General features: G+C 65.0%; 20 protein-coding genes. 13 read left to right on the forward strand and 7 right to left on the reverse strand.

Annotated features, from left to right (window positions below; translation table 11 throughout):
* Positions 1-8 precede the first annotated feature (8 nt).
* Positions 9-989, forward strand: a complete 981-nt coding sequence (locus JQ635_RS03115; protein WP_211408381.1) for a DUF2232 domain-containing protein — start codon at positions 9-11, stop codon at positions 987-989.
* Positions 990-1,036: 47 nt separating this feature from the next.
* A complete protein-coding gene (rplI, locus tag JQ635_RS03120) occupies positions 1,037-1,636 on the forward strand; it encodes a 50S ribosomal protein L9 (protein ID WP_211408382.1) in 600 nt (199 codons plus the stop codon).
* A 75-nt stretch (positions 1,637-1,711) separates the two neighbouring features.
* Here rplI and JQ635_RS03125 read toward each other — a convergent pair whose 3' ends face one another.
* The 3 genes from JQ635_RS03125 to JQ635_RS03135 form a co-directional block, all read right to left on the reverse strand.
* Entirely contained in the window at positions 1,712-2,179 is a 468-nt protein-coding gene (locus JQ635_RS03125; RefSeq protein ID WP_211408383.1) for a PaaI family thioesterase, read from the reverse strand.
* Positions 2,180-2,190: 11 nt separating this feature from the next.
* Entirely contained in the window at positions 2,191-2,787 is a 597-nt protein-coding gene (locus JQ635_RS03130; protein WP_211408384.1) for a TetR/AcrR family transcriptional regulator, read from the reverse strand.
* Between the two features lie 110 nt (positions 2,788-2,897).
* The gene (locus JQ635_RS03135) at positions 2,898-3,848 is read right to left on the reverse strand and encodes a hypothetical protein (protein WP_211408385.1); all 951 of its coding nucleotides are present in this window, start codon (positions 3,846-3,848) and stop codon (positions 2,898-2,900) included.
* A 279-nt stretch (positions 3,849-4,127) separates the two neighbouring features.
* Between JQ635_RS03135 and JQ635_RS03140 the strand changes: the two genes are divergently transcribed.
* A complete protein-coding gene (locus JQ635_RS03140; protein WP_211408386.1) occupies positions 4,128-5,378 on the forward strand; it encodes an SAM-dependent methyltransferase in 1,251 nt (416 codons plus the stop codon).
* A gap of 3 nt (positions 5,379-5,381) precedes the next feature.
* Here the strand turns inward: JQ635_RS03140 and JQ635_RS03145 are convergent, their stop codons facing one another.
* On the reverse strand, positions 5,382-5,588 hold the full coding sequence (locus JQ635_RS03145; RefSeq protein ID WP_211408387.1) for a transcriptional regulator: 207 nt from the start codon (positions 5,586-5,588) through the stop codon (positions 5,382-5,384).
* A gap of 546 nt (positions 5,589-6,134) precedes the next feature.
* Here JQ635_RS03145 and JQ635_RS03150 point away from each other — a divergent pair.
* On the forward strand, positions 6,135-7,646 hold the full coding sequence (locus JQ635_RS03150) for a replicative DNA helicase (protein ID WP_211408388.1): 1,512 nt from the start codon (positions 6,135-6,137) through the stop codon (positions 7,644-7,646).
* 69 nt (positions 7,647-7,715) lie between these two features.
* On the forward strand, positions 7,716-8,978 hold the full coding sequence (gene alr, locus JQ635_RS03155) for an alanine racemase (RefSeq protein WP_433996546.1): 1,263 nt from the start codon (positions 7,716-7,718) through the stop codon (positions 8,976-8,978).
* An 11-nt stretch (positions 8,979-8,989) separates the two neighbouring features.
* Here alr and JQ635_RS03160 read toward each other — a convergent pair whose 3' ends face one another.
* A complete protein-coding gene (locus JQ635_RS03160; protein WP_211408389.1) occupies positions 8,990-9,208 on the reverse strand; it encodes a hypothetical protein in 219 nt (72 codons plus the stop codon).
* A gap of 41 nt (positions 9,209-9,249) precedes the next feature.
* Here JQ635_RS03160 and JQ635_RS03165 point away from each other — a divergent pair, with 41 nt between their 5' ends.
* Positions 9,250-10,020 (forward strand): exodeoxyribonuclease III, encoded by a 771-nt coding sequence (locus tag JQ635_RS03165; protein WP_211408390.1) that lies wholly within the window; start codon positions 9,250-9,252, stop codon positions 10,018-10,020.
* A gap of 114 nt (positions 10,021-10,134) precedes the next feature.
* On the opposite strand, the gene JQ635_RS03170 is transcribed toward JQ635_RS03165, so the two are convergent.
* The gene (locus JQ635_RS03170; RefSeq protein WP_211408391.1) at positions 10,135-10,950 is read right to left on the reverse strand and encodes a DUF4886 domain-containing protein; all 816 of its coding nucleotides are present in this window, start codon (positions 10,948-10,950) and stop codon (positions 10,135-10,137) included.
* A gap of 98 nt (positions 10,951-11,048) precedes the next feature.
* Positions 11,049-11,417, reverse strand: coding sequence for a GFA family protein (locus tag JQ635_RS03175; protein WP_211408392.1), 369 nt, complete (start codon positions 11,415-11,417; stop codon positions 11,049-11,051).
* Positions 11,418-11,706: 289 nt separating this feature from the next.
* Here JQ635_RS03175 and JQ635_RS03180 point away from each other — a divergent pair, with 289 nt between their 5' ends.
* From JQ635_RS03180 to rpiB, 7 genes are all read left to right on the forward strand, one after another.
* Positions 11,707-12,447 (forward strand): FadR/GntR family transcriptional regulator, encoded by a 741-nt coding sequence (locus JQ635_RS03180; RefSeq protein WP_018646062.1) that lies wholly within the window; start codon positions 11,707-11,709, stop codon positions 12,445-12,447.
* A 43-nt stretch (positions 12,448-12,490) separates the two neighbouring features.
* Positions 12,491-13,390: an NAD(P)-dependent oxidoreductase gene (locus JQ635_RS03185; protein WP_211408393.1), complete on the forward strand. Its 900-nt coding sequence runs from the start codon at positions 12,491-12,493 to the stop codon at positions 13,388-13,390.
* Positions 13,391-13,400: 10 nt separating this feature from the next.
* Positions 13,401-14,084 (forward strand): amino acid ABC transporter permease, encoded by a 684-nt coding sequence (locus tag JQ635_RS03190; RefSeq protein ID WP_211408394.1) that lies wholly within the window; start codon positions 13,401-13,403, stop codon positions 14,082-14,084.
* A gap of 7 nt (positions 14,085-14,091) precedes the next feature.
* Positions 14,092-14,760 (forward strand): amino acid ABC transporter permease, encoded by a 669-nt coding sequence (locus JQ635_RS03195; protein WP_211408395.1) that lies wholly within the window; start codon positions 14,092-14,094, stop codon positions 14,758-14,760.
* Between the two features lies 1 nt (position 14,761).
* The gene (locus JQ635_RS03200) at positions 14,762-15,520 is read left to right on the forward strand and encodes an amino acid ABC transporter ATP-binding protein (RefSeq protein WP_211408396.1); all 759 of its coding nucleotides are present in this window, start codon (positions 14,762-14,764) and stop codon (positions 15,518-15,520) included.
* Positions 15,521-15,537: 17 nt separating this feature from the next.
* Complete coding sequence (locus JQ635_RS03205; protein ID WP_211408397.1) at positions 15,538-16,332, forward strand: transporter substrate-binding domain-containing protein; 795 nt, start codon at positions 15,538-15,540, stop codon at positions 16,330-16,332.
* 68 nt (positions 16,333-16,400) lie between these two features.
* On the forward strand, positions 16,401-16,847 hold the full coding sequence (gene rpiB, locus JQ635_RS03210) for a ribose 5-phosphate isomerase B (protein ID WP_200494393.1): 447 nt from the start codon (positions 16,401-16,403) through the stop codon (positions 16,845-16,847).
* The last annotated feature ends 9 nt before the right edge of the window (positions 16,848-16,856 follow it).

The raw sequence follows: 16,856 nt of genomic DNA on the forward strand, positions 1-16,856 counted from the left end.
GACAGCTGATGATGGCATTTGGACTGATAGCCCTGATCGCCGGCGCTGCGTCGGCCCTGATGTTCGCCTCGATCATCTCGGGCGCGCTGATCTCGCTCGTCCTGTTCTATCTCGCACCGCTGCCCTTGATGGTCGCCTCGATCGGCTGGGGACCGCTCTGCGCGAGCCTTGGCGGCATCTCGGCTGCGATCGGCCTTGGCGCCCTGTTCGGTCTGCCCTACTGCATCGCTTTCGCCGTCACCGTCGCGCTGCCGGCCTGGTGGCTCGGCCATCTCGTCCTGCTCAGCCGGCAGATCGGCCCCGTCGTGCCAGATGCTTCCGCCAGCGAGCCGCCAGCCGAGCCCGAGCTCGAGTGGTATCCGGTCGGCCGCATCCTGCTGTGGATTGCAGGTTTCGCCACGCTGACCACGGTCGCGGCCCTGCTCACGCTCGGCACCGACGCCGAGACCATCACCAGCACGCTGCAGCGCGGCCTGCTGCGCATCCTTCGTGCCACCGATCCGCAGACCTCCGCCGAAGCCAGCCAGCTCGTCGACGCGCTGGTGCGCATCGCGCCGGCCGCAGCGACCATCGTCGCGATGATGACGCTCACCCTCAACCTCTGGCTCAGCGCCAAGGTGACGGCGACGTCGGGCCGGTTGCGCCGTCCCTGGCCGGATCTGAAGACGGCGGAGCTGCCGCCGATGACGCTGGTCGCGCTCTGCATTGCGCTCGCCTTCTGCTTCACCGGCGGACTGCTCGCAATCGTCGCGCAGATCACAACGGCGGCGCTGATGATGGGCTACGCGCTCACCGGCTTTGCCGTGCTGCATACGCTGACGCTGGCGCTGAAGAGCCGCACCTTCTGGCTCGGCTCGACCTATGCCGTCGTGGTCGTCTTCGGATGGCCCGTCATCGCGATGGTGATCCTCGGCCTTGCGGACGCCGTATTCGGCTTCCGCGAGCGCTTCCTGCGCAACCGGCAGCCGCCGCCGCTGCCGACCCCTTAAGTCCAACCCTGAAACTGAAACCCAGAGCACTTCAAAGGAGAACGAATATGGAAGTCATTTTGCTGGAACGCGTCAACAAGCTCGGCCAGATGGGCGAAGTCGTGAAGGTTCGCGACGGCTATGCCCGCAATTTCCTGCTCAAGCGCGGCAAGGCGCTGCGTGCCACCGCCGACAACAAGGCCAAGTACGACGGCATGAAGGCCGACCTCGAGGCCCGTAACCTCGCCTCCAAGGCCGAGGCGTCCAAGGTCGCCGAGAAGATCGAGGGCAAGAACATCATCGTGATCCGCCAGGCTTCCGAAGCCGGCCAGCTGTTCGGCTCGGTCACGGTGCGCGACGTGGTTTCCGCCTTCGAGGCCGACGGCGTGTCGCTGTCGCGTCCGCAGGTGCAGCTCGACGCGCCGATCAAGACCATCGGCAAGCACTCGATCACCGTCGCCGTTCACCCCGAGGTCGAGGTCGAGGTCACCGTCACGGTTGCGCGCAGCCAGGACGAAGCCGAGCGCATCAATCGCGGCGAGGACATCTCGACCCGCAACGAGGACCGCGATGCGGCCGCCGAGGCGATCGCCGCCGCCGGCGAGTTCTTCGATCCGGAAGCCCAGCACGACGAGGTCGAGCCGGCCCCGGCTGCAGAAGAGAAGTAAGCAGATCAGCTCGTCATTCCGGGGCGGTCCGCAGGACCGAACCCGGAATGACGAACACAATCAAAGCCCGGCCGTTTACGCGGCCGGGCTTTTCGTTTTGGCGGCGACGTCCTCGCTCAGCATCGCGATCGAGGCGAGTGCGGTTGCCGTATGTTTCTCCACGCCGTCGCTGACGCAAAACACGTCGGCAGCGACCACCGAGACCTGGCGGCCTGGCTTGATCACCCTGGCACGGCAGATCAGCTTCTCGCCGACCGCGGGCGACAACAGGTTGAGCTTGTATTCCGCCGTCAGCGCCGGCTGGCCGCGCGAGGTGGCCGCCGCGATCGTCGTGGCGTTGTCGACCAGGAAGGCGGTGACGCCGCCGTGGAAGAAGCCGTGCTGCTGCAAGAGCTCCGGCCGCCGCTCCACCGCGATGGTGCAGGTGCCGCGCGACAAGTCCGACAGCTCGGCGCCGACCAGGTTCATAAAGCCCTGCCGGCCGACATTGGCGTGGATGCGCGCGGCGATCGGCTCGAAGTCGGGATCTGCTTCGGCTCGCATGAGGCTTCTCCTTATAGCTTGTTGATGCGATCGGGCGGACGTAGCGCGCGGTTGGCACAGGCGATCAGCGTGTCGGCCTCGCTGCGGGGATCAGCGCGATCACGCCCCGACAGAAAGGCACGGCAAAAGATCTGCGCCGGGCCGATCAGCTGGCTGACGAACATCACCGACGTCATCGGCAGCAGCTCGCCATCTGCAACCAGCGGCGCGCGCCAGCGCTCGATGCCTTCGGCGAGCCGCGCATTCTGCGCGCGCTGGGCATCGCGAACGTCCTCACCCCATTCGCTGCGCGAGATCTCGAAGAGAAAGCGCGCCTCGCGCCGGCTCGAGACGACCCAATCGAGATGGGCCCGGATCAGGCGGTCGATGCCCTGCCCGGCATCCGGGGCCGGATCGAGCGCCGCCAGCACGGCGGCGTGATAGTGCCTGAGCACCTCGAGGAACAGCGCGCCGGCAAGCTCCTTCTTGGATCCGAACACATGAAAGAAGCTTCCATTGGAGGCGCGCGCTTTGGTGCGGATCGCCACCACCGTCGCGGCTTCGAAGCCGACGCGGTCGAACACGGCAAGCCCCGCCGCCAACAGATCGTCACGCACGCTCGCCGTCATGGATGCCTCTTAGAGTATTACTCTAGAGTAACACTCTAATCACGGTCAAGACGATGCGGAGGCCGCGATGAACGCGGCCTCCGCAGATCGATCGAAGAATATTGGTTGGCTTAGCGCGAGATCGGCGGAGCGGGCGGTCCCGATGACTCCGCCGGGGCCGCTGCGGTTGCGGGCGGCGCCGCTTCCTGCGGCTTGGCCGCAGGTGCCGGCTCTGAGCTGGCGGCAGGCTTGGGAGCCGCCTCTTCCGCCGCCTTGGGCGCGGTCGGCTCGGCGGGCTTGGCTGCAGCAGCCGGCGGGGCCGGCGTCACCTGCGGCACCGGATCGGGTCGCAGTGCCGGGGCTTCGCTGCCGCGCGGCTCGACCTTGGCGGTATCAGGCTTGGCCTCGGCGGGCTTCTCGGACGGCTCGCTGTCGGACTTGGCTTCGCCGGAGTCGACCTTCGCGGTCTCGGGCCTGGACTCCGCCTTCGGCTCGCCCTTCTTGTCGTCAGTGGCCGGTGCGGCGGCATCGACCTTCGGTGCGTCTTCGGTCCCGGGCTTGGCGCGGCGCTTACCCTTGCGTCCCTCGGGCGCCGGCTGGCCTTCGGGCTTTGCGCCCTCCTCGCTCGGGCGCGCGGCGCGCTTCTGGCGGCCTTCGGCGGGCGGAGCTGCGCCCTCGCCCTCCGGCTTGGCGGCCTCCTGGGAGCGCTGGCGGCGGCCCTGATGTTCGGGTGTCTGGCCTGGAGCCGCGGCGGCTTCCTTCTCCTTCGCGCCGTCCTTCTTGCCGTCCTTGGCCTGGTAGCGGGTGTCGGTGGCACCGTTGGAGACGAGATAGGAAGCGAGGATGCCCGCCATGTCCGGGCTCGTGGTGTAGTGCTGGCGCAGGAAGCCCGGCAGCGAGCCCGGCGGCACGGACTTCAGCAGCCCGCGCGGGCTCTTGTGGCAGGCATTGCAGGTCTGCGCGAAGAGCTGGGACGGGGTCTTGCCGGCCTCGAGGTTGGTCGCCTGCGCAAGGACGGCATCGGTCGCGCCGAAGCCGATCAGAAGCAATACCGTCGCGAGGCTAAGCGCTCGGCTCGACATTCCCATCATCTCCATTGATTTTCCGCATGCAGCCGGCAATCCGGCGCGGCGGCGGGTCACCTTTTAGCGGATTGAGCCGCGAATGGAAGCAGGCTCCACGCTCAAGGATGTGATTAAGCGTTTTTCGAATATCGGCTTTGAATACAGCGCAATAGCGGGCCGGGAGCGCCCTCCCTAAATTTAGATGCAAACGCATAGGAACCCGAGCGGGACCTGAGCGTCAGATGTGAAGGCCGGGTTAGTCGCATCTCTTCGGGTTCGCTCGAGAGGAAGGTGTCGATGGACCGTTTGTTGCGTCGATTCTTGTCTCAATTCATCCGCCGCGGGTCGCTGACGGTGACCACGGCGGCGGGATCCAAGTTCACTGTCGGCGACGGCTCCGGCGAGCCGGTCGCAGTGCGCTTCGTCACCCCTGAGGCGGAGCGGAAGATCCTCGTCAATCCCGAGCTCGGGCTTGGCGAGGCCTATATGGACGGCGAGTTCGTGGTCGAACGCGGCACCATAGCTGATGCCCTCGCGATCCTGCTCGATCAACCCGACCTATTGCCGCAGTGGGCAAAGCCCTGGTGGCACCTGCGCTACCTGACGCGGCATTTGAAGCAATTCAATCCGCGCTCGCGGTCCCGCGCCAATGTCGCCCATCACTATGATCTCGACGCCCGGCTCTATTCGCTCTTCCTCGACGCCGACAAGCAATATAGCTGTGCCTATTTCGAGACGCAGGACGCGACGCTCGACGATGCGCAGCTCGCCAAGAAGCGCCACATCGCCGCAAAGCTGCTCATCAAGCGCGGCCAGCGCGTGCTCGACATCGGCTCGGGCTGGGGCGGGCTCGGGCTCTATCTCGCCGAGATCGCAGGCGCCGATGTCACCGGCGTCACGCTGTCGACCGAGCAGTTGCAGATCGCCAATGCGCGCGCGGCCGAAAAGGGCCTGACCGGATCGGCCAGATTCCTGCTCCAGGACTATCGCGACATCGACGGGCCGTTCGACCGCATTGTCTCGGTCGGCATGTTCGAACATGTCGGGGCGAGGTTCTACGATGCCTACTTCGAGCGCTGCGCCGAACTCCTGAGCGAGGACGGTGTCATGCTGCTGCACTCGATCGGCCGTTCGCAGGGACCGGATTCGACCAATCCCTGGATCGCCAAATACATCTTCCCCGGCGGCTACATCCCCGCTTTGTCCGAGGTGCTGCCGGCGATCGAGCGTGCGGGCCTTCTGGTCTGCGACATCGAGATCCTGCGCCTGCATTACGCCGAGACGCTGAAGGCCTGGCGGGAGCGCTTCATGGCCCGGCGCGAGGAGGCCGTGCAGCTCTACGACGAACGCTTCGCGCTGATGTGGGAATTTTATCTGGCGGCCTGCGAGATGACGTTCCGCAAGCAGGCCATGATGAACTTCCAGATCCAGCTCACCAAGCATCAGGGCGTGGTGCCGATCACCCGCGACTACATCGCACGCAATGAATCCCGCCTGCGCGCAGTCGAAGGCGGCGCCAGGACAAGGCTGAAGCTCGCAGGTGAATAGGTTCTAATGACGCAGCATCGATATCGGGGACGCGCGGAAAGAGGCCGTTAACGCCAATTGCGCCCGCAGTTCTGCCAGGATCTCGGGTGCGACCGGCTGGCGGCGCACTTCGGGGCGCTCGGCGTGCTGCATGGCGGCGATCAGCCCGGACAGCCAAAGCCGGCTGCCTGCCTCGCTCCGCCAGATCTGCTGCTGCCGTTCTGGCCGCATCGCTCGCCTCGTCTTCCCGTCGCGGGTTGGGACAATCCTCTGCCCGCCTGCCTGTTCCGGCCTACCCCGAAAGATTCCGGGGAGATGTGATCTGCTTCACATAAGTCTGGTCGGGTCCGGCTTAGACCGTCGCCATGAGCAAAGAGACCCAAACCTCATTCGACGTGCAGGACGACCTCCGCACCGATTACGCCCTGATCGTCACGGGCGTTGGGGCGGCGCTTGTTGCGCTGGTCTACCTCCTGCTGGTCTGAAGCCGAGCCGAAGGCGGCCAGCGCGCGTCATTTCGCGCGCTTCCAGATAGGTCTGCGCGCCAATCCATAAGGTTCACGGTTTCGGGATTTTTCCATGGCGCGGTCCCGGCCGCCTTGGGAGGCGGCGAGTTCCGCCAAAATCCGTCAAGCGCGGCGCATGCTGCGGCTGCTAATCATCCACCATTTTAACTGAGCGGTTGATAGCGGACAGCTTTCGCTTCCGCTTTGGCCTGAGGCGGCGCTTTATCCCGGCCCCGCATCTGCCCAAGAAAATTGCTAAGCACGTCCGACCATGGCCCTGACTGATTCGAACGTCCTCAAACTCGCGCCCGAAGCCGGAGCTCCGGCCTATCGGAGCGCGCCGCATAATATCGAGGCGGAACAGAGCCTTCTGGGCGCGATCCTGGTCAACAACGATGCCTTCTACCGCGTCTCCGACTTCCTGGAGGCGAAGCATTTCTTCGAGCCGCTGCACCAGACCATCTTCGAGACCGCCGGCAGCCTGATCCGGATGGGTAAGATCGCTACGCCCGTCACGCTGAAAACCTTCCTGCCCGCCGATACCGATGTCGGCGGCATGACCATCGGGCAATATCTTGCGCGGCTCGCAGCCGAAGCGACCACCATCATCAACGCCCAGGACTACGGTCGCACCATCTACGACCTGTCATTGCGGCGCGACCTGATCGGCATCGGCGAGGACATGGTCAACGTCGCCTATGACGCGCCGGTCGACTTCCAGCCGCGGGCCCAGATCGAGGACGCCGAGCGCAAGCTCTACGAACTCGCCGAGTCCGGCCGCTATGATGGCGGCTTCCAGAAATTCTCGCAGGCACTGGCAGTCGCGGTCGATCTCGCTGCAAAGGCGTTCCAGCGCGACGGGAAGCTGTCGGGCATCTCGACGGGCATGCGCGACCTCGACACCAAGATGGGCGGTCTGCAGCACTCCGACCTCATCATCGTCGCGGGCCGTCCCGGCATGGGCAAGACATCGCTTGCGACCAACATCGCCTACAACGTCGCCCAGGCCTACGTTCCGGAACTCCAGGCCGACGGCACCACGAAGGCCGCCAATGGCGGCGTAATCGGCTTCTTCTCCTGCGAAATGTCGGCCGACCAGCTCGCCACGCGTATCGTGGCCGAGCGCACCGGCGTTCCCTCCTCCCACATCCGCCGCGGCGGCATCTCGGAAGCCGATTTCGAGAAGATCCGGGAAGTCTCGATCGAGCTGCAATCGCTGCCGTTCTATGTCGACGCCACCGGCGGTCTGTCGATCGCGCAACTGATGGCGCGCGCGCGCCGACTGAAGCGACAGAAGGGCCTCGACCTGCTTGTGATCGACTACATCCAGCTGCTCTCGGGCTCGGGCAAGCGCGCCAGCGACAGCCGCGTGCAGGAAATCACGGAGATCACGACCAGCCTGAAGGCGCTGGCGAAGGAGCTCAACGTTCCCGTGATCGCGCTGTCCCAGCTCTCGCGCCAGGTGGAATCGCGCGACGACAAACGGCCGCAGCTCTCCGACTTGCGTGAATCCGGATCGATCGAGCAGGACGCCGACGTCGTGCTGTTCGTTTACCGCGAGGAATATTACCTCGCGATGAAGGAGCCCCGCCCGGGCACGCCTGAACACGAGAAGTGGCAGCTCGACATGAGTCTTGCGCACGGAAAGGCCGAAGTCATCATCGGCAAGCAGCGCCATGGCCCGACCGGCACCGTCGATTTGGCGTTCGAAGCCTCGGTCACGCGGTTCGGCGACCTCGCGCCTGACAGTCAGCTGCCGGCTCGCAGCGGCAACGACTACTGAGTTCCGCGGGTTGAACAGCGCCGGCCTCTTGCGTAAAACGGCGCCATGACAATGGCGTCCGATCCGAAAATGAACCCGCAATCCGGCCTTCTCTCCGCGGAGGCCAATCAGGCTGCCGCGCTCGCTGCCTATGGCGGCGTGCTCACCGTCGATCTCGACGCGATCATCGCCAACTGGCGCAAGCTCGAGAAGACGGCGGTGCCGGCCGAATGCGCCGCGGTGATCAAGGCCGACGCCTATGGCTGCGGCGCCGAGCAGGTCGCGCGCGCGCTGAGCAAGGCCGGCTGCAAGACCTTCTTCGTCGCCACCATCGAGGAAGCCCGCAAGGTGCGCGCGGCCGTGCCGGAGCCCACGATCTACGTGCTCGGCGGCTATTTCCAGAACACCGGCGAGCACTACGCCCAGATCAACTGCCGGCCCGTGATCGGCGATCTCAACGAGCTCGCCGAATGGGACGTGTTCTGCCGCCGCACCGGCTGGAACGGCGGCGCCGCGATCCACATCGACACCGGCATGAACCGGCTCGGGCTGACGCTGTCGGAAGCGCAGGCCATCATCCCCCGTATCAATGCCGGTGATCACGGCATCACGCTGGTGATGAGCCATCTGGTCTCGGCCGAGCAGCTCAACAGCCCCGTCAATGCCAAGCAGCTCGCTTCCTTCCGCGCCATCGCCAGCGAATTCTCGGGCGTGCCGGCAGCGCTCGCCAATTCGTCCGGCATCTTCCTGGGCGCGCCCTTCCAGTTCGACCTGGTGCGGCCGGGCGCGGCGCTCTACGGCGTCAATCCGACGCCGGAGGCCGACAATCCGATGCAGCCGGTCGTCGACCTCAAGGCGCGCATCGTGCAGATCCGTAATGTCGAGCGCGGCGAGGGCGTCGGCTATGGCGGCACCTGGACCGCGCGGCGGCCGACGAAACTGGCGATCATCGCGGTCGGCTATGCCGACGGCTATTTCCGCGCCGCCAGCTCCAACGACGGCACCCGTGGCGCCGAGGTGATCGTCGCCGGCAAACGCTGCCCGGTCGCGGGCCGCGTCTCCATGGACCTGATCGCGATCGACATCACCGATCTGCCGCCGAACGCGGTGCGGCGCGGCCACATGGTGACGCTGCTCGGCGAAGGCATCACCGTCGACGAGCTCGCGCATCATTTCGGCACCATCGGCTACGAGGTGCTGACCAGCCTCGGCCACCGCTACGCGCGCGTCTACAAGGGCGGCAACGTGGTCGAGCCGCTGGCAAAGCCGGAGCCCGCGGCAAAAAACGCCGCGCAGCCGCCCTCACCGCCGCCGATCGAGCAGCCGGCGGCCCCGCCGCCGCTGCCGACCTAAAACACCCGCGCCTATTTCTTCTTCCTGCTGTCCAGCGCCGCCTTGCAGGTCGCGCTGAGCTGATCGCGCTTGGCGTTGAGACAGGCGACGATGCCGCCGCCCGGCGCGATGCCGGCGCAGAATTTGTCGTAGTCCGCCTTGCACGCGCCGCGCGTTTCGGCTGACTGTGCCGAAGTGGCCCCGGAGAACGCGACGACGAATGCAATAGCGGCAAAGCTCAACTTGGACATTGTTTCTCCGGAAGGCGGAAGGCAGGAGCCGGTAGCTCTACATGAAGATCGCGACATTCAACATCAACAACGTCAACCGCCGCCTGCCCAATCTGTTGGCATGGCTGCGCGCGGCAAAGCCCGATGTCGTCGCGCTTCAGGAGTTGAAGGCAAGTGATGGCGAATTTCCGGCGGCAGCCATCGAAAAGGCCGGCTACGGCGCGGTGTGGTGTGGACAAAGAACATGGAACGGCGTCGCCATCCTCGCCCGCAACGCCGAGCCGGTGCTCACCCGCGATCGCCTGCCAGGAAAGCCTGATGATCTCGAAGCCCGTTACATCGAAGCCGCGGTGCGCGGCATCATCGTCACCAGCATCTACCTGCCCAACGGCAATCCGCAGCCGGGCCCGAAATTCGACTACAAGCTCGACTGGTTCGCGCGCCTCAGGCGCCACGCCAAAAGCTTCATCAAGCAGGACCTGCCCGTGGTGCTCGCCGGCGACTACAACGTCGCGCCTCGTGAGATCGACATCTATCCGACGCGTTCATGGGACAAGGATGCGCTGATCCAGCCCAAGAGCCGCGCGGCGTTTGCCTCGCTGGTCGAACAAGGCTGGTGCGATGCGATCCGCGAGTTGCATCCAGAGAAACGCATCTACACGTTCTGGGATTACAAGCGGAACCGCTGGCCGCGCGATGCGGGCCTGCGGCTTGATCATCTCCTGCTCAGCCCTGCCCTGGCTTCGCGCCTCGCGAAAGCCGGTGTCGACAAGAAGATCCGCGGCGAAGATGGCGCGAGCGATCACGCGCCAGCGTGGGTGGTGTTGAAATAAGCGAGGTGCCGTAGGGTGGGCAAAGCGAAGCGTGCCCACCAATCTCGCTTACGGGGACAGATCGTGGGCACGGCGCAAGTGCGCCTTTGCCCACCCTACGAAAGCATGCGTGGATCAGCGCCCGTAATAGTCCTGCACCGTGTCCCACGCGGCCTTCTGCAGCAGCTGCGTCGTCTCCGCATCGAGGCCCATGTTGTAGGAATTGCCGACCGGCGAGCGGCCGCTCAGCGCGCCGAATGTCACGCAGGCGGCCAGATACGTGCCTGCCGGACTCGGATGCCGCTTGTCCGGAGCATAGAGATTGAGCTCGGGCGCAAGCTTGCGCACGCGCGCAAAGGCGAGACCGGCGGGAATGACGAGCGCGTCATTGGCATTGCCGGCGAGCGTATAGGCCTCGGCCAACGCTTCCGTCATCTCCGGCTTGTCGGCATAGGCCCAGGACATGAACAGCACCGGCCGCATATCATGGGCACGGACGATCTCGCTGTCCTTCTTCGCAAAGGTCGTGAACGCGTCCTTCAATTGCGGGTGGATCGGGCATTGGCTGCAATCCATCATCACAACTGCATCGTACTGCCTGCCAGGCTTGTTGAAGATGACGACGTTCTGCTCGTCGAAGGAATAGGCGCCGATGCCGGCCGGCCGCAGCAGATTGTCCATGTCGTGCCAGTCGAGGCCGGAGCCGCCGATCGTCACCATGGTGTTGCGATAGGCCGCCTTGTTGGCGGCATCGGCTGCCCGCTCCATGAAGGTGAGATGCCCGGGCATGCCGTTGTTGTAGTAGAAGAAGCTGTTGCCGACGAACAGCGCGGCCTTGGGGAAGTCGGGCCCGAGCGACGTGACCTTCGGCTTGGTCTGCGCCAATGCATTGAAGCCGGCTGCAACGGCCAGACACATCGCGAGCACCACTCGCGCAAAAAGACGCATCATGGGTTTCCTCCCGTTTTTCTAGAGGCGGAAACAAACCAGCTTTTCAAAACGGCCTCAAGAGGACGGGCGCGGAGCAGAGCGGCACGCGTCCGCATCGCTCACCACAGATTCCTGCCGTCGATCATGTTCACCGGCACCGCATCGAGATCAAAGTCGTCGAACAGGCGCGCGTTCACCGCGACCTTGGGGTTGTCAAAATCGGGCTTGCCGCTGGACCAGTCCGGCGATTCCGAATAAGTGCCGCAGCCGCAATTGGCGCAGAAATGATGTTTGACCGTGCGGCTGCCCCAGAGATAGGTCGCGACGTTGTCCGCCGGTGACAGCAGGCGAAACTGCGCCGGCGTGTAATAGGCCCACAACGCGCCGCGCTTGGCGCAGAGCGAACAGGTGCAGCGTGTGACGCTCGAGGGCGCCTCCGTCACCTCGTACACCGTCTCACCGCAATGACAGCTTGCCTCGATCGGCATGACCCGCTCTCCCCGTTTGTCAGGAGATGGTCGTAGCCGGCCGCTGCTGCCAACATGCTGTCAGCAGCAAGGCTCGTCCCCGCAGTTCGGCGTGGCTTCCGAAGCGGACCAAACAAAAACACGAAAAACAACCCCATGCACAGTAGCCGGCCCTAATCGATTCAATGCCTTAGCAGGCGCTATTGAAGCCTCTTCGCTCCGCTTCCCGGCCAGGCGACTCCTCCCCTCTTGACCTTAACCGCTTGGTTAGCATACTGGTCTGACCAAGATCAGACCAAATAGGATCGGGATGGAGCTCAAGCGGACCACTGAGGGCGAAAAAGGGTTCGAGAAGGTGTTCGCCTTCCTGCGCGAGCGCCTGCTTGCAGGCTCGCTCAAGCCCGGCGACCGCCTGATCTCCGAGCGCGAACTGGCCACCCTGCTCGGCGTAAGCCGGCCGATTGTGCGCGAGGCGCTGCGCGCCCTCACCGTGCTCGGCATCGTCGAGATCCGCGACCGCATCGGAACCGTGGTGACCCGGCCTGATGTCTCCGTGCTGAACGACTTCTTCACCTTCGCGCTGGCCCAGCAGGCCGACATGCTCGACGACGTCATGCAGGCGCGCGTCGCGATCGAATGCCAGGCGATCCGGCTCGCCTGCGAGCGCGCCAACATCGCCGATTTCGAACGCCTGCAGCGCGCCCTCGCCAAGATCGGGGAGACCATCGACGAGGCCGATGCCGGCGGCATGGCCGACTTCGAATTCCATCGCGCCATCGTCGTCGCATCGCATTCGGAGACGCTGACGGTGCTGCACTCTTCGATGGCGGGCCTGCTGACGCACTCGCATCGCAGCCGCCGCGAGCTGGTGCAAGCCTTCCCGTCGATGAAGACCTATCTGATCGACGACCACCGCCGCATCTTCGAAGCCGTCATCGCGCGCGATCCCGAGCGCGCGGACGCGACGCTGCGCAAGCATTTTGCCATCGGCGACGAGTACCGGCGGCGCGCCGTCGTCGGCGACATCGACAAGACCAGCGCTTCAGGCTGATCGCGGACGAACCGAGAAACTAACCAAGAAACGGATCGATAACATGGGACGGAACGACAAGGGCAATGTCGGCTTCATCGGCATCGGCACGATGGGCCGCGAGATGGTTCGCAACCTGCTCAAGGCCGGGCATGCTGTGCGCGTCTTCGATCTCAATGAGGCCGCCTTGGCCGATAGCGTCAAGGAAGGTGCGACGCGCGCCAGAAGCCCTGCCGATGCCGCCGAAGGCGCGGACATCGTCATCACCATGCTGCCCGACACGCCGCACGTCGAGGCGACCATTTACGGCGAGCACGGTCTTCTGAAGTCTCCTCCATCAGGCAAGCTCATCGTCGACATGAGCACGATCTCGCCGGTCGCGGTCCGCCGCATCCATGCCGACCTGCAGAAGGTCGGCGTCGGCTTCATCGACGCGCCGGTCTCGGGCGGGCCCGTCGGCGCCAAGAACGCCGCGCTCTCGATCATGGCCGGCGGCGATGCCGACGGCTTCGCCCAGGCCGAGCCGTTCTTCCGCGCGATGGGCACCACCATCACCCATGTCGGCGCGTCCGGCGCCGGACAGACGGTCAAACTCTGCAACCAGCTCATCTGCGGCATCAACATCCAGGCGATCTGCGAGGCGCTGGCATTGGGACGCGCCTCGGGCATCGATCTCAATTTGCTGCGCCGGGTGCTGCTCGGCGGATCCGCCGCCTCCTGGATGCTCGACAAGCTCGGCCCCGCAATGATTGCGGGCGACGTCTCCGCCGGCTTCCGGATCGATCTGCAACTCAAGGACCTTCGCCTCGTGCAGGAGCATGCGCAGGCGCTGAGCGTGCCCCTGCCCGGCACCGCGCTGGTCACCAGCCAATATGTCGATGCGCGCGCCCATGGCGAAGGCAGCAACGGCAACCAGGCGCTGTTCCGCGTCTATGACCGCATGACCAACCAGACCACCGGCTGAACCTGATACGATGAGCCTGCAACTCGACTTTCCCGCAGTGCTGGAACGTTGGCCGAGCTTTCTCGCCGGCGCCGTCCTCACGCTGGAGCTGGCCGCGTTCGCGACGGTGCTGGGCGCCCTGCTCGGCACGCTCGCGGCGGTCGGGCGCGGCACGCACAACGCGCTGATCGCAGGCGCCAGCAAAGCCTATGTCGAGACCATCCGCAACACACCGCTCCTGGTGCAGATCTTCCTGGTCTATTTCGGCCTCGCCAGCCTGGGGCTGAAATTCTCCGCGTTCGCGGTGGCCGTGGCCGCGCTGACTATCAATGTCGGGGCCTACACCGCCGAGATCATGCGCGCCGGCTTCGAGGCGATCCCGCGTGGACAGATCGAGGCAGCCGAAGGGCTGGCGCTGTCGCGCCTGCAGATCTACTGGCACATCATCCTGCTGCCGGCAGTCGAGAAGGTGTATCCGGCACTGACCAGCCAGTTCGTGCTCTTGATGCTGGCCTCCTCGGTCTGCTCGCAGATCTCGGCCGAGGAGCTCACGGCGGTCGCCAACTACATCCAGTCGGACACCTACCGCGCGTTCGAGACCTACATCATCGTCGCCGTGCTCTACGTCATCCTGTCGCTGGTGATGCGCGCGGGCTTCTGGGGCCTCGGCCTCGTGCTGTTTCCGCGCCGGCGCCGGCTCGGCACGCCGCTGTGAGATGAGCATGGGCGGACATCTCAACATCAATCATCTGATGTTCCTCGGCCAGGGCGCGCTGTGGACCATTGGCCTGTCGGTGATCGCGCTGATCGGCGGCGGCATCGTCGGCTTCGTCATCGCGCTCGCGCGCATTTCGCCGCTCAAATCGGTGCGGCTCGCCAGCGCAACCTATGTCCAGCTCGTCCAGGGCACGCCGCTGCTCGTCATCCTGTTCCTCGGCTATTTCGGCCTCGCCGCGATCGGCCTCAAGGTCTCGCCGCTCACGGCCGCCAGCGCCTCGCTGACGCTCTACGTCGCCGCCTATCTCGGCGAGATCTGGCGCGGCTGCATCCAGTCCGTGCCGAAGCCGCAATGGGAGGCCGCCGAAGGTCTCGCGCTAAGCCGGACCCAGCGCATGAGCAAGGTGATCCTGCCGCAGGCGATCCGCATCGCGACGCCGCCGACCGTCGGCTTCATGGTGCAGATCATCAAGAACACCTCGCTCGCCTCGGTGGTCGGTTTCGTCGAGCTGATGCGCTCGGGCCAAATCGTCAACAACTCGCTGTTCGAGCCGTTCGCCATCTACGCCATCATCGCCGTCACCTATTTCGCCATGTGCTATCCGCTGTCGCTGTTCAGCCAGAGGCTGGAGCGGCGGATGGGGCGCGGCAGGTCCAACCTCGCACCGGCCTGACATGCATCAGAACGCCCCCTCCTCCGAACCCATCGTGTCGCTCCGCGACGTGCAGAAGAGTTTTGGCCCGCTCCGGGTGCTCGATGGCGTCTCCTTTGCCGTCCAGCGCGGCGAAGTGCTGGCGCTGATCGGCCGCTCCGGCTCCGGCAAGAGCACGGCGCTGCGCTGCATCGACCGCTTCGAGAAGGTCGACGGCGGCGAGATCGTCGTCTGCGGCCATCGCGTCGACCGTCCCGACGTCGATCTGCGCGCGTTGCGCCAGGACGTCGGCATCGTGTTCCAGAGCTACAATCTGTTTCCCCATCTCACGATCGAGCAGAACATCACGCTCGCACCTTGCGCGGTGAAGGGCATTGCGACGGCGCAGGCCAGGGATCTCGCGCGAAAAGTGCTGGCGCAGGTCGGGCTCGAGGAGAAGCTGCACGCCTATCCCGAGCAGCTCTCGGGCGGCCAGCAGCAGCGTGCCGCGATCGCCCGCTCGCTGGCGATGCAGCCGAAGGTCATGCTGTTCGACGAGGTCACCTCCGCCCTCGATCCCGAGCTCACCGCCGAGGTGTTGAAGGTGATCGAGCAATTGGCGGCGGACGGCATGACCATGGTGATGGTGACCCACGAGATGGGCTTTGCCAAAGGCATCGCCGACCGGATCGTCTTCATGCATCGCGGCAAGGTCCACGAGACCGGACCCGCCTCGATCCTGACGTCGCCGACCACGCCCGAACTCACGCAATTCGTGGGGACGGGAAACCTAAAATCATAACAGGGAGAGAACCAAGAATGACCAACAAGACATTGCTGGGCACCGCCGCCGCGTTGTGCGGCCTCATCATGATGGCGGCAACGCCGGCGTCGGCCGATCTGCTCGACGAAATCACCCAGGCCAAGAAGATCCGCATCTCGACCGACCTCGCCATTCCGCCCTCGGGCATGATGGACTCGAGCATGAAGCCGACCGGCTCGGACGTCGAGGTCGCGCAGCTGCTCGCCAAGGACTGGGGGCTGGAGCTCGAGTTCATCCAGACCACCGGCGCAACGCGCATTCCGAACGTCCTGACCGGCAAGGCCGACATCATCATCTCGACCCTGTCGGTGACGCCCGAGCGCGCCAAGGTCATCGACTTCACCAAGCGCTATGCGACACTGCAATCCGATGTCGGCTGCCTGAAGTCGTCGACGGTCAAGGACTGGCCCGACGTAAAGGACAAGTCGATCGGCGTCTCGCGCGGCACCACGCAGGACACCACCCTGTCCAACATGAAGGACAAGGACCTCAAGATCGCGCGCTATGACGACGACGCCACCATGGTGACGGCGGCCGTGTCCGGCCAGGTCGATTGCGTCGGCTCGTCCGCGACGATCATCAACCAGATCGGCGTCAAGAATCCTTCACGCGTGTTCGAGTCCCGGATTCCGCTGGCGACCTTCGACCTCGCCATCGGGCTGAAGAAGGGCGAGCAGCGCCTGATGGACAAGCTCAACGCCTGGATCACCGAGAACGTCAAGAACGGCAAGTTGAACGCGATCTACAAGAAATTCCACGGCGTCGATCTGCCGACGGACATGCGTAGCTGAAACCAGAAAGACCCGTGACAGCCGTTTTGCGGCTGTCACGGCCAATGCCAAATCAAGAAGGACATCACATGCGTCTCGTCATCGGATCCGACCACGCCGGCTGGCCGCTCAAGCAAACTGTCATCGACCACATCCGCAAGCTCGGCCACGACGTCCTCGACGTCGGCTCCTATGACGACAAGCCGGTGGATTTCCCCGACATCGCGCGGGCGGTGGCGCAGAAGGTGACATCGGGCGAAGCCGCACGCGGCATCATGGTGTGCGGCACCGGCGTCGGCGCCTCAATCGCCGCCAACAAGATGAAGGGCATCCGCGCCGCGGTCTGCCACGACGTGCACTCTGCCCATCAGAGCGTCGAGCATGATGATGTGAATGTCATGTGTATCGGCGCGCAGATCGTCGGCGCCTGGCTCGCGGTCGACCTCGTCTCGTCCTACCTCTCCGCCGAATTCTCCACCGACGAGGATTTCCGCCGCCGCGTCGAAAAGCTGCGCGTCATGGACGAGCAAGGCTGACATCCCCGC

It is taken from the genome of Bradyrhizobium iriomotense (assembly GCF_018130765.1).
GTDB lineage: Bacteria > Pseudomonadota > Alphaproteobacteria > Rhizobiales > Xanthobacteraceae > Bradyrhizobium > Bradyrhizobium iriomotense_A.

What these genes read in the sequence shown, in the direction of transcription:
- rplI (WP_211408382.1), top strand. Translation starts at nt 1,037, where the DNA reads ATGGAAGTCATTTTGCTGGAACGCGTCAACAAGCTCGGCCAGATGGGC.
- JQ635_RS03125 (WP_211408383.1), bottom strand. Translation starts at nt 2,179, where the DNA reads ATGCGAGCCGAAGCAGATCCCGACTTCGAGCCGATCGCCGCGCGCATC.
- JQ635_RS03135 (WP_211408385.1), bottom strand. Translation starts at nt 3,848, where the DNA reads ATGTCGAGCCGAGCGCTTAGCCTCGCGACGGTATTGCTTCTGATCGGC.
- JQ635_RS03130 (WP_211408384.1), bottom strand. Translation starts at nt 2,787, where the DNA reads ATGACGGCGAGCGTGCGTGACGATCTGTTGGCGGCGGGGCTTGCCGTG.
- JQ635_RS03185 (WP_211408393.1), top strand. Translation starts at nt 12,491, where the DNA reads ATGGGACGGAACGACAAGGGCAATGTCGGCTTCATCGGCATCGGCACG.
- JQ635_RS03145 (WP_211408387.1), bottom strand. Translation starts at nt 5,588, where the DNA reads ATGCGGCCAGAACGGCAGCAGCAGATCTGGCGGAGCGAGGCAGGCAGC.
- JQ635_RS03175 (WP_211408392.1), bottom strand. Translation starts at nt 11,417, where the DNA reads ATGCCGATCGAGGCAAGCTGTCATTGCGGTGAGACGGTGTACGAGGTG.
- rpiB (WP_200494393.1), top strand. Translation starts at nt 16,401, where the DNA reads ATGCGTCTCGTCATCGGATCCGACCACGCCGGCTGGCCGCTCAAGCAA.
- JQ635_RS03140 (WP_211408386.1), top strand. Translation starts at nt 4,128, where the DNA reads ATGGACCGTTTGTTGCGTCGATTCTTGTCTCAATTCATCCGCCGCGGG.
- JQ635_RS03115 (WP_211408381.1), top strand. Translation starts at nt 9, where the DNA reads ATGATGGCATTTGGACTGATAGCCCTGATCGCCGGCGCTGCGTCGGCC.
- JQ635_RS03200 (WP_211408396.1), top strand. Translation starts at nt 14,762, where the DNA reads ATGCATCAGAACGCCCCCTCCTCCGAACCCATCGTGTCGCTCCGCGAC.
- alr (WP_433996546.1), top strand. Translation starts at nt 7,716, where the DNA reads ATGAACCCGCAATCCGGCCTTCTCTCCGCGGAGGCCAATCAGGCTGCC.
- JQ635_RS03190 (WP_211408394.1), top strand. Translation starts at nt 13,401, where the DNA reads ATGAGCCTGCAACTCGACTTTCCCGCAGTGCTGGAACGTTGGCCGAGC.
- JQ635_RS03160 (WP_211408389.1), bottom strand. Translation starts at nt 9,208, where the DNA reads ATGTCCAAGTTGAGCTTTGCCGCTATTGCATTCGTCGTCGCGTTCTCC.
- JQ635_RS03205 (WP_211408397.1), top strand. Translation starts at nt 15,538, where the DNA reads ATGACCAACAAGACATTGCTGGGCACCGCCGCCGCGTTGTGCGGCCTC.
- JQ635_RS03180 (WP_018646062.1), top strand. Translation starts at nt 11,707, where the DNA reads ATGGAGCTCAAGCGGACCACTGAGGGCGAAAAAGGGTTCGAGAAGGTG.
- JQ635_RS03170 (WP_211408391.1), bottom strand. Translation starts at nt 10,950, where the DNA reads ATGATGCGTCTTTTTGCGCGAGTGGTGCTCGCGATGTGTCTGGCCGTT.
- JQ635_RS03195 (WP_211408395.1), top strand. Translation starts at nt 14,092, where the DNA reads ATGGGCGGACATCTCAACATCAATCATCTGATGTTCCTCGGCCAGGGC.
- JQ635_RS03150 (WP_211408388.1), top strand. Translation starts at nt 6,135, where the DNA reads ATGGCCCTGACTGATTCGAACGTCCTCAAACTCGCGCCCGAAGCCGGA.
- JQ635_RS03165 (WP_211408390.1), top strand. Translation starts at nt 9,250, where the DNA reads ATGAAGATCGCGACATTCAACATCAACAACGTCAACCGCCGCCTGCCC.